This window comes from Aliidiomarina minuta, assembly GCF_003987145.1.
In the GTDB taxonomy this organism is placed as follows: Bacteria; Pseudomonadota; Gammaproteobacteria; order Enterobacterales; family Alteromonadaceae; genus Aliidiomarina; species Aliidiomarina minuta.
This window is the reverse complement of sequence record NZ_PIPL01000001.1, coordinates 2,127,008-2,140,216: the sequence shown is the minus strand read 5'-3', so window position 1 is coordinate 2,140,216 and position 13,209 is coordinate 2,127,008. Positions and strand designations below refer to the sequence as shown.

At 47.1% G+C, this 13,209-nt stretch carries 10 protein-coding genes; 2 read left to right on the top strand and 8 right to left on the bottom strand.

The features are described 5' to 3' along the window. The first annotated feature begins 642 nt into the window (after positions 1 to 642). Positions 643 to 1,200, top strand: a complete 558-nt coding sequence (locus CWE09_RS10280; RefSeq protein ID WP_126803870.1) for a gamma carbonic anhydrase family protein — start codon at positions 643 to 645, stop codon at positions 1,198 to 1,200. 3 nt (positions 1,201 to 1,203) lie between these two features. Here CWE09_RS10280 and CWE09_RS10275 read toward each other — a convergent pair whose 3' ends face one another. Genes CWE09_RS10275 through CWE09_RS10265 form a run of 3 tightly spaced genes read right to left on the bottom strand, consistent with a single transcriptional unit; the run spans position 1,204 to position 6,337 of the window. Continuing rightward, positions 1,204 to 4,296: an error-prone DNA polymerase gene (locus CWE09_RS10275; protein ID WP_241974336.1), complete on the bottom strand. Its 3,093-nt coding sequence runs from the start codon at positions 4,294 to 4,296 to the stop codon at positions 1,204 to 1,206. After that, positions 4,269 to 5,702 (bottom strand): Y-family DNA polymerase, encoded by a 1,434-nt coding sequence (locus CWE09_RS10270; protein WP_126803868.1) that lies wholly within the window; start codon positions 5,700 to 5,702, stop codon positions 4,269 to 4,271. The genes CWE09_RS10275 and CWE09_RS10270 overlap by 28 nt, the downstream gene beginning before the upstream one ends. Then, positions 5,702 to 6,337 (bottom strand): hypothetical protein, encoded by a 636-nt coding sequence (locus CWE09_RS10265; RefSeq protein WP_126803867.1) that lies wholly within the window; start codon positions 6,335 to 6,337, stop codon positions 5,702 to 5,704. The genes CWE09_RS10270 and CWE09_RS10265 overlap by 1 nt, the downstream gene beginning before the upstream one ends. Positions 6,338 to 6,479: 142 nt before the next feature. Here CWE09_RS10265 and CWE09_RS10260 point away from each other — a divergent pair, with 142 nt between their 5' ends. Further along, on the top strand, positions 6,480 to 7,412 hold the full coding sequence (locus CWE09_RS10260) for an acyltransferase (RefSeq protein WP_126803866.1): 933 nt from the start codon (positions 6,480 to 6,482) through the stop codon (positions 7,410 to 7,412). On the opposite strand, the gene CWE09_RS10255 is transcribed toward CWE09_RS10260, so the two are convergent. From CWE09_RS10255 to CWE09_RS10235, 5 genes are all read right to left on the bottom strand, one after another. Beyond that, complete coding sequence (locus tag CWE09_RS10255) at positions 7,360 to 8,691, bottom strand: mechanosensitive ion channel family protein (RefSeq protein WP_126803865.1); 1,332 nt, start codon at positions 8,689 to 8,691, stop codon at positions 7,360 to 7,362. The two genes, CWE09_RS10260 and CWE09_RS10255, sit on opposite strands and share 53 nt — an antisense overlap. A gap of 45 nt (positions 8,692 to 8,736) precedes the next feature. Continuing rightward, complete coding sequence (locus CWE09_RS10250; RefSeq protein WP_126803864.1) at positions 8,737 to 9,354, bottom strand: thiol:disulfide interchange protein DsbA/DsbL; 618 nt, start codon at positions 9,352 to 9,354, stop codon at positions 8,737 to 8,739. Positions 9,355 to 9,420: 66 nt separating this feature from the next. Further along, a complete protein-coding gene (locus CWE09_RS10245) occupies positions 9,421 to 10,419 on the bottom strand; it encodes a serine/threonine protein kinase (RefSeq protein WP_126803863.1) in 999 nt (332 codons plus the stop codon). Then, positions 10,416 to 11,840: a cytochrome c oxidase accessory protein CcoG gene (ccoG, locus tag CWE09_RS10240; RefSeq protein ID WP_126803862.1), complete on the bottom strand. Its 1,425-nt coding sequence runs from the start codon at positions 11,838 to 11,840 to the stop codon at positions 10,416 to 10,418. Before ccoG ends, CWE09_RS10245 begins: the two co-directional genes overlap by 4 nt. A gap of 95 nt (positions 11,841 to 11,935) precedes the next feature. After that, complete coding sequence (locus CWE09_RS10235) at positions 11,936 to 13,171, bottom strand: Zn-dependent hydrolase (RefSeq protein WP_126803861.1); 1,236 nt, start codon at positions 13,169 to 13,171, stop codon at positions 11,936 to 11,938. Positions 13,172 to 13,209 lie beyond the last annotated feature (38 nt).

Sequence of the window (13,209 nt, the reverse complement as noted above, 5' to 3'; positions counted from 1 at the left end):
AGCCATGATCAAACTCTTCAATTATAAAGATTTTGATACTTACAAGTGCTCGTATGAATTGTTGGTTCTTTATTTGAATTCCACACCCGAAGGCGCTTCATTCGGTAGTCACCAACATCAATTGAGCGTTTCGGTTCAAACGGACAGGACAAGCCTGTCGTTCTCGCCTATTGGTCTCGAAAGACCTTTTTTGTACTCAATCAATGCAAGTGCCCACACAGATTGCTTGGCTTTGATATATTGTTAAAGAGCGTTGCTTGATGCCCAAGGAGCCGTTCAAGCGAGGTGCGTATTCTACACGCCTCAGTGTAAGTGTCAACGGCTTTTTGCAAAGTTTTCGCTATCGTTTTAACTTGTTAGCGAAGAGTTAACACCTACTTTTAATCTATTCCCGCTCTTCTCGAGCTGGGAGCGCCATTTTAGGGATTTATTTCTTCCCGTCAAGGCTTTTCCAAACTTGTTCGCCGTTCTAACTCGTTACTGGCTAACCGTTTGGAGTGAGGCGCATTATAGAGATAAGGTTTCATATGACAAGCCTTTTATTACAAATAACTACTTAAAAAGAGTCGACTGAAGCAATATTCATCACTCTGATGTATTATTAAGCATATATAAGAGTACTTTTAAGTTGAGAGGTCAATTATGAGTCAGCAAGCTTTAAATAAAGGACACAGTTATCAAGGTAAAAGACCCCAATTGGGCAAAAGCGTATATCTTGATCAATCATCGGTACTCGTAGGCGATATACAAATAGGTGACGACAGTAGTATATGGCCGTTAGTAGCCGCCCGGGGTGATGTGAACATTATACGCATCGGCGAACGTACCAACATTCAGGACGGCAGCGTATTGCATGTGACTCGCACCAGTCCCGATGATCCCCACGGCTACGCACTTATTATTGGTGATGACGTGACGGTAGGCCATAAGGTCATGTTGCATGGTTGTCAGCTGGGTAACCGAATACTTGTCGGAATGGGCGCTATCGTGATGGATGGGGCAGTTGTACAGGATGATGTCATTATTGGCGCCGGGTCTTTAGTACCTCCGAATAAAACACTGGAAAGCGGTTATTTATATGTAGGCAGCCCGGTTCAGAAAAAAAGACCGCTGAACGAGCAGGAGCAGGCATTTTTGACCCAGTCGGCTATCAACTATGTATGGCTCAAAGATGAATACCTGCAAGAAATGCAGAACTAACACTCAGTGGAAGTCTCTCGATTTAACATTCCGGGTGGGTAATAAAGAAGAACGATCTGTCATGCGCCCGGCGACAACGTGAATAATATCACCCTGGATTTCCAGGGTTCCTTTTACTTCTAGCAGCTGCGCATACAGCCATTGTTGCCTTTGCTGTCGCCCTCGATCCTGCCAGATAACTACATTAACATTGCCGGTTGCGTCTTCGAGAGTAACAAAAGTCACTCCCGCGCTGGTTGAAGGACGCTGTCGGCCAACCACCAGACCCATGACAGTAACCAATTGACCACTACGCAAATCCTTCAGCTGAGTCGCCTTTTTATAGGCCGGCAATAATCCCTGCTGCTCTAGAAGAGCCAGTGGGTGCATTCCCAGAGTTAAACTAACCGAAGCATAATCCTCAACCATGTCTTCAGTTGGAGTCGGCGGGGGCAGGGAGTAACTAGCTTGATCCTGCTCTGCAACATCCAATAAAGGTAATTGTTCACCCAGCGATGTCATTTCCCAGCGGGCCTGATAACGGTGCCCGGTTAAGGACTGAAAAGCTCCGGCACTCGCCAGCGCTTCCATATCGCGACCTGGCAAGTTCAATTGCTTTATCTCATCTATCTGCGTGAAACCAGACACAGGGCGCTGTTTTAATAGCTCAACAATGCTGTTCTTACTCAGGCCTTTAACCAACCTGAAGCCAAGCTGTATGCTAAGTGAACCCGGTGAGCCTTTTAGCTGATGATCCCAGTCACTATCATTGATGCAAACTCCAGTTATGGCAACCTGATGACGCCCTGCGTCCTGAATGATTTGAGAGGCTGAATAAAAGCCCATCGGTAAACTATTCAGCAAACCAACATAAAAAGCCTGTGGATAATGAAACTTTAACCAGGCCGAGGCATACGCCAGGTTAGCAAAACTGGCGGCATGTGATTCTGGAAAGCCATATTCACCAAAACCACAAATCTGGTCAAAGAGTCGCGTTGCAAATTCATCACTGTAGCCATTATCTAACATGCCCTGAATAAGCTTCTCCTGAAAGGCCATCAATTGGCCCCGGCTTTTCCAGGTCGCCATCGCTCTGCGTAACTGATCCGCTTCTCCGCCAGTAAAACCAGCGGCAACCATGGCTAGTTTAATCGCCTGTTCCTGAAATATGGGTACGCCCAGTGTTCGTTTTAACACTGCTTTCACGGCTTCACCCGGGTAATCAATGGCTTCCAGTCCATCACGTCGCCGTAAATAAGGATGCACCATGTCGCCCTGAATAGGCCCTGGACGTACAATTGCTATTTGCACCACCAGATCATAAAAAGTTTTCGGTTTAAGGCGCGGTAACATATTCATCTGCGCCCTGGACTCAACCTGAAATATACCTATAGCATCGGCTCTTTGTAGCATCCCGTATACCTCAGGATCCTCTTGAGGCAGAGTGGCGAGTTGATACTCTTTAGCAAATACCTGAGCTACAATCGCTAAACTTTTACGTAGTGCGGTCAACATACCTAACCCCAGAACATCCACTTTTAACAACTTCAGCGATTCAATATCATTTTTATCCCATTGAATAACGGTACGTCCTGGCATCGCCGCATTTTCAACAGGTACTAGATCAGATAAACGTTCTGAAGCTATAACAAAACCACCAACATGCTGCGAAAGATGACGCGGAAAACCCTTCAACTGCTCGGTTAACAGTAATAGATGGTGACCGTGCGGATGCTGTAAAATGCCCATGTTTGTTAACTGCTGCTGCCAGTCTTCTTCTGAGTCACGACGGTCCAGACGGGTCAGAATGTTAGCCAGCTGTATTTGAGGGAAGCCAAGCGCCTTACCCACATCCCGTAAAGCACTACGCAGACGATAGGTGATGACTGTCGCAGTCAGTGCCGCCCGGTGACGCCCATATTTGCTATAGATGTACTGAATAACTTCTTCACGGCGCTCATGTTCAAAATCCACATCGATATCTGGTGGTTCATCCCGTTCTTTTGAAATAAAGCGTTCGAACAATAACTCTGACTGAGCTGGATTGACGGCTGTAATCCCCAAACAATAACAAAGTACGGAGTTAGCAGCAGAGCCACGCCCCTGAAATAAAATATCGCGGCTAGCCGCAAAACTCACCAGGTCGTAAATAGTCAGGAAAAAGTGCGCATACTGCATTTCTTCGATGAGTGTTAATTCATACGACAGCTGTTGATGAACTTTGTCTGGAATACCTTCGGGAAAACGTTTTTGAATGCCTGACTGGGCCAGCTCCACGAGATAACCCTGAGCAGTCTTACCAGCAGGCACCACCTCTGCAGGGTATTCATAACGCAAACTCCCCAAGTCAAAATTGCATAAATCAGCTATCCGGGCGCTCTCTTCTATCCACTGAGCTGGGTATAAGTCCTGTAATTCATTTAAACACCGCAGACGCTGCTCACTGTTAACAACAAGATCCGGCATGACCTGAGTAACCTGCTGTCCCGCTTTAATAGCCGTTATCGTATGTAGTAGAGGTAGACGTTCTGCGCAGTGCATAAGAGCTCCGCTACAGCTGACCAGCGGCCACTTATATAAATGACTAAAAGTCATAGCTTTTTTTACTTGTGCTTCTCCCTTAGTTGTCAAATCCCGCTCAGCCACAATCCATGCGCGACGCTTAAAAAGGGAATGAATTCGTTCAGGCACCCCGGCTGGGCACATTGAAACTGATGGCGCCCACTGCAATAGACAATCTGAGCAGGGGAAAGAGAGCAAATCATCAACTGAAAACTTATAGTGTCCTTTACTGCTTTGTCCCCGACAGTGAGAGATCAAGGCAGAAAGCTGGGCGTAGCCCTTTCGGTTTCTCGCCAGGAGGATGAAAGTCCCCAGGTTCTGATCTTTAAATTCACTACCGACAATCAGTTTAACTGTCAGTTTTTTTGCAGCTTGCCAGGCTTTTACAACCCCAGCGACTGAGCATTCATCGGTCAAAGCTAAAGCCTCATAACCAAGCTCTTCAGCTTTGTTGATCATTTCCTCAGGAGAAGAGGCGGCACGTAAAAAGCTATAATGGCTTAAGCAATGTAATTCCGCGTAGCGCATTAACTGCTCCAACCCTGCAACAGCCATTGCTTAGCAGCATAATCAAAATACAACCAACCAACACAACCGCATTTATCGGTGGCAAGCAGATAATCCCGGGTATTCACCTGTAAATCCAGCGACTGCCACCAATGTGTTTGCAAACGCTCAGGCTGAGATACGGCTTGCCACTCTTCTATATTGACCCTCACCGGATTACTCAATAACCAGGGTGGTCTCCAGCTCTGCTGGCCTTGAGACAACAGCGTACCCGGTGTTGGCATATCCTGAGCAAGCTCAGGTAACCAACTAGTAGTTATATTCAGGCCACGAATGCGGGGCTCACCCAAGCGGGTTTGCAGCTGATTCAGTAATTGCGACATATTGGTTCGCGCATGAGACTGGTTTTTATCCGTCAGCTGTTTTTCTGAAGAGGGCTGCCACTCTTCCAGGTTATCTACTGTTAAAGCCAGTTCCAGTATTGGCTGTCTTAATACTTCCCGCTCCAATCGCAACTGGCACAAACTCATAAAGTCCTGTGCACGGTATGTTCCTTGGGCCAACGCCAGCTGTATCCGGTTCGCCTGCTTATCGCGGGTATATAGCGTCAATTTCAACTGTCGGGTAACTTTCTGGCGCACACGTAAGTAGTGCTCTAAATCCAGCAGTAAACGATTTACCGGAAACCGCAGCCCCGCCCAGTTAGTCACCTCAGAAGCCAGTGGCATACGTTCATGAAAATGCACGGCGGGACGAAAGTACTGCAGAGACACCGACTGTTGACCCTGCAGCTGGGCTACGCAGTTAACCAGTTCATAACCCAGCTTACGTCCCAGTGAAGCTGTTGGCATACCAAGCAACTTTCCTATACTAGTCAGCCCCATGCGGCGTAATTTTTGTTCCGTTTTGGGTTCCAGATTAATGTAACCAATATCGAGCGGCTGCAGCGCCTGGCTTACCTGTTGCCAGTTCACGTCGCTTTGCTCCAGGCAAATATCGGCTTTAGCCAGTATGCTGGCAGCGAGGGGGCTGTTTGCTCTACCCATAAAGTAGGTAAGCGACAGAGACTCAAGGCTCTTATGTAAACGCCGTACACTTTCCTGCTGCCCCTGATGCAGCCGCTGCATACTGCTGATTTCGATCCATAAACCATCGCCGCCACTGATGGCAATGTCCGCAAAATAACGATATAGATAAAGTGCAATCTGGCGGGTTAACTGTTTTTCATAAGGCCCCTGAAACCGGTGAGCGACTAATTCACTACTAAGCAACCAAGCGTCTGATAAGGGCATGCCAGGTTGCATACCAAGATCCAGAGCTGCACGGTTAAGCTGCTTCAAACGAAGCGTTGATTCGTCATAAAGTACCAGTGGACGATGCTTACCTTCAGCCTGAGTAAGTAATAATTGATCCAACTGCAGATTTGGAAAATACAAATAAACCCAACTGCGCATCAGGATCTCCAGGTAGGCACAGCTTCCCAATCCAACTCACATGGCCAGCCTCCAGGTCGCTTAATAATCTGCCAACGCAGCTGGCCATGCTCCAAATGAGCCCGAAGTCGGGTTTGATAGCTCCGGGCTTCTGTTGATACAGGTGCAGAAAAGATAACAGCCAGGGTAGAGGTCCCCTGAACCGCCCGCTGCAGGCGTCTGGCGGCAGTCGCTGATAAAGACGAGCACCAGGCAGCGGCCACCGCAGCACAGCCCGCCCGTAAAATAAGCTCTAATGCCCATACCGCTTCATCCTCCCCCAGCTCAGTTAATACAATATGAGACGCGGGGGCAGAGCCTATATAACTCAAGCCGGCTGCATAAGGAGTCGCTGGAGGATTGAGCCAGAATACCGGCTCTTGCTGTTCGCCCGCTTTTTTTAACGCACCACGAAGCAGGCTGACCTCACCACAGAACCAGCGTGGCACCTGAACCTCATGTAATTGCCCAATTTGCAGACCTCCGTGCAAGGTTTCATCCAGCCCCTGATGTCCCGTGGCAATACGCAGCTGTGAAGATTCGCTCTGCTGACCCGCCTGCCAGAGTTTCCCTGTTTGCAATAATGACTGTAACGATGAATCCTGCAAAGGCTGCATACTTCTCACCACTCAATTACTGTATGTTTATACAGTATATTAAGCTAATTTTTCATTCTTGCAAGCCTACTTACTGCTGATTTTTAGAAAAGTTAGCGTATGATATTTACTGTCGTCTTAATGCAGCAGGAAACCCGTTGTAATGCTTTATTTTTTACCCGCGCCACTTAAAATAATAATTAACTTTCTTTGGGGGAGCTTTATCACCGCAGGTATTGCTCTTCTAATCATTACGCTAGGTATCTTCAAAATTATACCCATCCCCGCCTGGCGTCGTTTCATCTCGAGCATTGCTAACTTTCTTTTTCGCCTTTGGGGTCGTGGTGTTTCTGCAATGTTTAGTCTGACTCAAAAAACTAAATGGCAAGTGGAGGGTGGTGTAGAACTGTATCGCGATCGCTGGTACATGATCATGGTTAACCATTTAAGCTGGGTCGATATTCTGGTGCTTATGAAGCTGGCGAAATCAGACATGCCAATGCCGCGCTTTTTTCTCAAAAAAGAACTGTTCTGGGTACCTTTTATCGGTGTAGGTTGCTGGGTTCTGGATATGCCTTTTATGAAGCGTTACTCACGTCAACAACTTGAAAAGAAGCCTCATTTAAAAGGTAAGGATATCGAAACCACGCGCAAGTCATGTGAAAAATTTCGCGATATCCCAACCACAGTGATCAACTTCTGTGAAGGCACTCGCTTTAATGAAAAGAAAAAAGAACAGAAAAAGAGCCCCTTTCAGCACCTGTTACCCCCGAAGGCAGGAGGCACCGCCTTCACTCTGCAGGCTATGCGCGGTCAGTTCGATGCTATTCTGGATATCACTATCGTCTATCCGGATCGCCACCCGAACAGACCGCTGGTGCTAGATTTCCTGGCAGGCCGTCTACGTCATATTCACTTGCACATCGACGCACTGCCTTCCACTGACGATCTGTGCGGTGACTACTTCAATGACGAAGCTTTCCGTGAACATTTTCAGCACTGGCTTAACCAGCGCTGGGAAATTAAAGACAAACGCATTGAGTCTATTTTGCAGCATCACGCTCAGGCGGCAGATCCTCAGCGTCCAGCTGCTTAGCTTGCTCGGATTGTTGCTCAGTCTCCGTAGTCTTAGGGTCGACCCGTAAAGAAACCAGGTCAATGCCACTCGGATGTTGAAATACGCGCAAACCAAAATCAGCAATGACCGAGTAGAGGTGATCAAAGATATCCGACTGAATACCTTCATAGGCGCCCCAGGCGGTATCATTGCTAAAGGCATATACCTGCAGGGGTAAACCATCGGCAGTAGGCCCTAACTGTCGCACCAGCATAAAGAGTTCCTGGTGAATACCGGGGTGATGCTTCAGATACAACTGAACATAAGCGCGAAAAGTACCTATGTTCGTCAAGCGTCTGGAATTGCAGGGGTCTTCTCCTTTTACTTCCAGCTCTTTATTCCAGTCATCAATCTCTTTTTGCTTCTCTTCAAGATAGCCGCGTAACAGGCTGAATCGTTTGAGTTTATCCTTATCTTCTGCACTTAAAAAGCGAATGCTCTGCTGATCTATCATGATATTACGCATCATGCGGCGGCCACCGGCTTGCTGCATACCACGCCAGTTTTTAAACGAACTGTCTATGAAGCGTCGGGTTGGGATAGTGGTAATGGTTTTGTCCCAGTTCTGCACTTTAACCACATGAAGTGAAATATCGATGACATCGCCATCAGCATTTAAGTGGGGCATTTCAACCCAATCACCAATACGCACAATATCATTTGAACTGATTTGCATGCTGGCCACTAACGACAATAAAGTGTCCTGAAATACCAACATCAAAACCGCGGCCATGGCGCCCAGGCCAGAAAGCAAAATGAAAGGCGAGCGATCAATGAGTGTTGCAATGACAAGCAGAGTAGCGATGACATAAATCACTATCTTTATGACCTGCACGTAACCTTTTATCGGCGTCATACTGGCATCTGGACGCCGCTCGTATAAGCGATTCAGAATGCCCAGGAAATTGCTGATAGCCAAAGCTACAGTCAGAATAATGAAGGCCACCGCCACATTATTCACTACCTGTATAATGACTTCAGGCAAATGCGGTATAAGCACTACACCATATGAAAGCACCAGAGCCGGAACCACATTGGCAAGACGTACGATGACACGGGATTCATTAAAAAGCTCATCTTTGCCGATAGGTGTGGACTGGAGTAAACGGGTAAGCCCCGTCAGCAACACATATTTAGTTACCCAGTTACTGAAAACAGCCAACACAACCAATAGCAGGATAGATAGGGAGATATAAACAGACGGATACTGCTCCAGCCATTCAAACCATCCCACTATTTCACTTAACCATTCATCCACAATAGCTCCCTAATCAGTTGGCTTTTCTACCGAGCATAGACCCGATTAGCTGTCTTTCTCAACCAGATATTTTGCCAGTGCAAGATAATCGTCAAAGAAATTATTACTGTCACGGAAACCTGATGACATCATGCGATAGCGACCATTGACGATAAAGGTCGGAGTTGCACGAACGTCATATTTTTGTGCTTCACGGCGCATGCGGTTAGTCAGACTGCGAGCCGGAAAGCTATTATAAGCACGTTCAAACTCATCGCCATCGACACCAATACTGGCAAAAATAGTTTTCAGGTCATCTTTAGAATTACTGATATTACGCTGTGCAAAATGCTGACGGAAAACCGCGGGTGCCAACTCCGACTTCACATCCAGAATACTAGCTGTAGCCCATGCCTGAACAATAGTCTCTCCCATACCCTGCGGGCCTACAAAGTCGACATGATATTTTTTAAAATTATCGCCGAATTCTTCAGCCAGCATGTTACTAAACGGCTGGAACTGATAACAGGCGTTACAATAAAAAGAGAAAAAATCCAGAATTTCAGTCTTCTCCGTTCTTTCCTCACTCACTATTTCATAATGTACGCCTTCACGAAAATCCATAGCCTGAGCTGAACTCATCGCACCTATGGTTAATGCTATTGCTAACCAAAACTTCTTCATATCTTATCCCTACTTAATGTGGTTATTCGTTTATTACTTAAATTTGTTGCTTAAATTATGCCGCCATTAATAACCTGGCTGCAAGCTTAGCGGACTTTCATCAAAAGCAGCCAGTTGTTCTTTAAGCGTAAGTACCTGCCGTTCCCAATATGCTTCCTCAGCAAACCAGCTAAAACTGCGGGGAAATGCGGGGTCCTGCCAGCGTTTAGCCAACCATGCCATGTATTGAATGATTCGCCAGGCGCGTAAAGGTTCAATTAAAGCCAGTTCTTTAGTGTCAAAAGAAGCAAATTCATCGTATCCATCAACCAGGGTATCCAGCTGTAACTGCTGAGCATAGCGATCGCCCGATAACATCATCCATAGGTCCTGAATCGCGGGCCCCTGGCGGCAATCATCCAGATCAACAAAAGTCAGCCCCTGGTCACCCCACAATAAGTTGCCGACATGGCAATCACCATGCAAGCGAATGGAGTTGACCTGTTTGATATCAAAGTCTTTAAGTCTGTCAACAACATGCCTGAAGATAGTAAAAAAGGGTGTTCGCATGGCCTGTGGAATCAGAGAGCATTCCGTTAAGGTCGCTTCCGCATCAATCAAATCCTGTGGCATAAATAGCAACGGACGCTCTTTAAAAGGCCGTGCTTTACCCACCATGTGTAACCGTCCAATCTGGCGCCCCAGCTGAAACAAGTGCTCTTCCTGATCAGCTTCTAAAGCCCGGCCTCCAACGCTATTAAAGACCGCAAATCGATATCCCTTGTAATGAGGTAAAGTACTACCGGCTAACTCCAGTGGCGCAACTACAGGAATTTCAGCCTCCAGCAACTCTTTAGTAAAGCTGTGCTCTTCCAGTATTTGTGCATCTGTCCAGCGTTCAGGCCGGTAAAACTTAACCACATATCTTTTATTATTGGCCGCGATAAACTGATAAACGCGGTTCTCGTAGCTGTTTAATGCCAACAACCCCGACTCAGGCCAGACATCAACGGACTCCAGCGCATCCATAATCAGATCCGGAGTCAGCCCCTGAAAACTGAAGTCCTGCTGGCTCAACTCACTCATTGATAAATAAAATTACTGTTAATGGTTTTTCGAATGCGCTCATCATCTTCGGCCTGAATAGTGAAACTTATTTCGGTCAGGCTAGTATCAAGGAAATAAGGGTCGATAGCTACCGTCACTGGAATACTACGCACTTCACCGCCGCTCAGCTCAACCTGCCCCGGCCCATAATAATCAAGATCTTCAATGCCATGGGCAGAAAGCGAATAGACCTGAGACTGTTGCGACTTATTGATAATCCTCAAGGTATAGACGTTTTCAATAAAGCCCTGCTGATTCTCGCGGTATAACGTATTGCGATCCCGGGTAGCATCAAATTCAAGTGGAATACGGAACAAAATGTCCAGAACTAAGAGGCCCGTAAGCGCCAGCAAGGCCAGCCCATAACCAACACTCTTAAAACGGAATATTTTAGTTTTACCGCCTTCCAGCCGCTTCTCGGTGGTAAAGCTAATCAGCTTTTTAGGGTAGCCCATTTTCTCCATGACATCGTCACAGGCATCGATACAAGCCCCACAATTAATACATTCGTACTGTAAACCGTTACGAATATCGATACCGGTCGGGCATACCTGAACACAGAGGTTACAATCAATACAGTCACCCAGACCCTTTTCTTTAGGGTCGGCCTTACGACTGCGAGGGCCACGGGGCTCTCCACGTTTTTCGTCATAAGCCACAATAAAAGTATTTTTATCAAACATGGCTGACTGAAAACGCGCATACGGGCAAATATGCGTGCACATGATTTCGCGCATCCAACCCGCATTGCCATAAGTTGCAAAGGTAAAAAAGAGGATGCTGCCAACCGCCCAGGCACTCGACTGAAAAACAAAAAACTCGCTGAATAATTGGCGAATATCCGTAAAATAACCGACAAACGTCATCGCCGTAAGCAAAGCGACAACCAACCAGATACTGTGCTTAAGAAATTTACGGATAAACTTATCTGCATTCATTGGCCGTTGATCCAGCTTCATACGCTGGTGCCGTGAACCTTCCAGCTTGCGCTCAAACCACATGTAAATAAACGTCCAGGTGGTTTGTGGGCAGGTAAAGCCACACCAGACCCGGCCAAACAGGGTGGTAATCAGAAATAAAGCAAAGGCTGAAATCATAAAGATCCAGGCCAGAATAGTCAGATCCTGTGGCCACAGAGTAAGGCCAAAAATACGGAAACGCTGATTCACAATATCCAGCAATATGGCCTGTTCGCCGTTATAGGTAAGCCAGGGCAAGATGACAAACACGGCCATCAGAGCAAAGCCCAGCAGTCGGCGCATGGTTTCCACACGACCTTTTACATCGCGCACGTAGATGCGACTATTTGGAGCGTAGTTGTTATCCCGCTTGCTGGATTCCGGCTGCTGAATATTAACCTGAGCAGGAGGGACCTTCTGCACGCTTATTTTCTGTTCCATGATTGCATACCGCTACATCGTGGCCGTTGGAAGCCCTAGTATACTATTTTACCCGGTCGAAATCAGGCGATTCATCGCCTGCACTTTGCCCGTTATCAATCTTTACTCACTTTATCCAGCACGCAGTCTAAAAGCAGGTTGGCCCCTTTTTCTACATGATGCCAGTGCGACCATTCATCTGGTGCATGACTGACCCCGTTTACTGACGGGATAAAAATCAACCCAGCCTCAGTAACCTCAGTAAAAAACTGCACATCATGACCCGCACCACTAGGCATGCGCAAAAACGGCCAGCCGCGATCCTGTGCTTTTTGCTCCATTAACTCAATCATCGAGTCGGTACAATAATGAGGCGGCAACCAGCTGGCTTCTTCACGTTCAAAACGTAATCGGTGGCGGCGAGCTATAGAATTAAGAGTCTTATCACAGACATCGGCCAAATCACGCATAATGTCTTCGCTCATGTCACGTCCGACAATGGTGAAAATAGCTTCACCCGGCACCGTATGTGGATAACCTGGCTTAAGTTGTACTTTACCCACAGTAATGCGTGTCTTATCCGTTCCATTCTCATCAATAATACGAGTGATTTCATGGGCAAAATCCGCCAGCCCCATGAAAGCATCACTACGCATATCCATAGGGGCGGTTCCAGCATGATCCGCTTTGCCTTTGAGATGTACTATCCACTTAAATACACCAGAAATACCGTCCACGATACCAATGGGGATATCCATTTTCTCAAGCACAGGGCCTTGCTCGATATGCAATTCAAAAAAGTTTTTTATGCGGTCCTGAGGCCAGGCGACCTCAAGAGCATCCATGGGGTTTAATCCCTGGTTCTTCATAGCGTCGGTCAGGTACATGCCATCGGCGTCCCGGGCGGACAGCAGCCAGTCCATATTCAACTTACCGGTGATCGATTGGGCGCCGAACATACCGCCAAAACGGCCTTCTTCTTCAGCGGTGCCAACCACCCGTAGGGGGAAATCAAGCTGAATATTGTTGTCTTTAATGACACGCAGAACTTCCAGGCCTGCAATCACCCCCAGCGCGCCATCAAAAATACCGCCTGCAGGCACGGTATCTAAATGAGAACCAATAATAACGGCAGGCTTGTCCAACTCACCCAGTCCAAACCAGACATTTCCGGCACCGTCCATGTCAGCAATAAAACCTTCTTTGCGCGCCATGTCCAATAACCAGTGGCGTGCTTTCATATCGTCGTCAGTAAACCCCTGGCGATACATGCCATGGTCTTCTTCGTTAAAGCCTATTTGCGAAAGTTCAAGCAGCGTACTTTTTAAACGTGGCAGGTCGATATTGTACATAGCACCTCCTGTTTGCAACGGATGACCGCAGCAACGGA

Bases quoted from the DNA above. Each gene is read 5' to 3' on its own strand.
- CWE09_RS10280 (WP_126803870.1), top strand. From the start codon at position 643: ATGAGTCAGCAAGCTTTAAATAAAGGACACAGTTATCAAGGTAAAAGA.
- CWE09_RS10275 (WP_241974336.1), bottom strand. From the start codon at position 4,296: ATGGCTGTTGCAGGGTTGGAGCAGTTAATGCGCTACGCGGAATTACAT.
- CWE09_RS10270 (WP_126803868.1), bottom strand. From the start codon at position 5,702: ATGCGCAGTTGGGTTTATTTGTATTTTCCAAATCTGCAGTTGGATCAA.
- CWE09_RS10265 (WP_126803867.1), bottom strand. From the start codon at position 6,337: ATGCAGCCTTTGCAGGATTCATCGTTACAGTCATTATTGCAAACAGGG.
- CWE09_RS10260 (WP_126803866.1), top strand. From the start codon at position 6,480: ATGCTTTATTTTTTACCCGCGCCACTTAAAATAATAATTAACTTTCTT.
- CWE09_RS10250 (WP_126803864.1), bottom strand. From the start codon at position 9,354: ATGAAGAAGTTTTGGTTAGCAATAGCATTAACCATAGGTGCGATGAGT.
- CWE09_RS10245 (WP_126803863.1), bottom strand. From the start codon at position 10,419: ATGAGTGAGTTGAGCCAGCAGGACTTCAGTTTTCAGGGGCTGACTCCG.
- ccoG (WP_126803862.1), bottom strand. From the start codon at position 11,840: ATGGAACAGAAAATAAGCGTGCAGAAGGTCCCTCCTGCTCAGGTTAAT.
- CWE09_RS10235 (WP_126803861.1), bottom strand. From the start codon at position 13,171: ATGTACAATATCGACCTGCCACGTTTAAAAAGTACGCTGCTTGAACTT.